This window comes from Bergeyella anatis, from assembly GCF_036016955.1.
GTDB lineage: Bacteria > Bacteroidota > Bacteroidia > Flavobacteriales > Weeksellaceae > JAYWXI01.
Window position 1 is genome coordinate 1 of sequence record NZ_JAYWXI010000063.1, and the last position, 1,226, is coordinate 1,226.

Annotated in this window: 2 protein-coding genes; one reads left to right on the plus strand and one right to left on the minus strand. The window is 30.8% G+C overall.

Going from position 1 to position 1,226, the window contains the following annotated elements; genetic code table 11:
• Positions 1–156: 156 nt before the first annotated feature.
• The gene (lnu(H), locus tag VQ048_RS12175) at positions 157–939 is read left to right on the plus strand and encodes a lincosamide nucleotidyltransferase Lnu(H) (protein ID WP_051021433.1); all 783 of its coding nucleotides are present in this window, start codon (positions 157–159) and stop codon (positions 937–939) included.
• A gap of 70 nt (positions 940–1,009) precedes the next feature.
• Here the strand turns inward: lnu(H) and VQ048_RS12180 are convergent.
• The coding region (locus VQ048_RS12180) for a hypothetical protein (protein WP_327611926.1) at positions 1,010–1,226 on the minus strand (217 nt) is incomplete at its 5' end.

Genomic DNA, 1,226 nt, shown 5'->3' on the forward strand with positions numbered 1-1,226 from the left:
CGTTAGCGGTAATTTTACCAAACAGAATGTTGAACATAAAAAAATATAATCCGATGAAGCTATAAGTAACTGTTCAAAATAAAAAAAGTGAAACTTTTTTATTGCTTTCAAAAAGCAGTGAGAATTTCTATTATCAACTTTTAAAAATTAGAAGAAATGACGCAGTTACAAATGATTAACAAAACAAAATCTATAGCTCAACAAGACGAAAATGTTTCCGCTGTTTTTATGTATGGTTCATTTACTAAAAGCGAAGGAGATAAATATTCTGATATCGAATTTTACATCTTTTTAAAAAATAAAGAAAATTTCTCGTCGGAAAAATGGGTAAATCAAATTCATCCTGTGGCATTATATTTTACAAATGAATATGGAAGCGAAGTTGCTATTTTTGAGAATATGGTCAGAGGCGAATTTCATTTTTTAAAAACGGAGGAAATTGAAATTATCAAATCTTGGGACGGAATTGTTGCATTTAGCGATTTTGACCAAATGAACCTAATCGACAAAGACGGACATTTAACGAAAACACTAAATCAAATCAAAACGAAATCGCCCGAAAGAATAACAAATGAAAACATCTTGTGGTTAAGTCAATCATTACTGAATGTTATACTGACAACAAGCAACTTAATTAAGCGAGAAGAATTTGCTCATGCTCATCATAGTTTATCAAATGTTCAGAAATATTTGCTTTGGCTTATTAGAGCAAGAACAAACAAAACCCAACATTGGGAAAGTCCAACTAAAAGTCTTGAAAAGGATATTGATACGACTTGGTATTTTGCGTATAAAACAGTAACATCGGATTTAAATCCTAAAAATATAATTTTAGCTTTTGAAAACTCATTAAATTTATCGGAAAAACTATTTGACGAACTAAATATTGAACCAAAAATGAAAGAAATCCTACATGAAATAAGAAAAAACTACCGCTAACATCGGTTTGGCGAAATGGCGGGTTATGGGAAATATAGAAAGTTCGTACATTTTTTGTCGCAACAGCTTTTTATATTTCCTTTTTTGTTAATTTAGTAAATAATAAAAAGCTGTTGCTCAAGTTAGTGAAAGATTGAAAGTTTTGGCTTTCTAATCCGCCACTATCGCCAAGCCGCGGCCCGTTATGTGAAAGAATAAAACGGCACCTCCAAAAAGAAAGTGCCGTTTCGAAATTAAATTTATAAATTCTCAATCCACTACTTCTGAAACAGTTGATTTTTCTATTA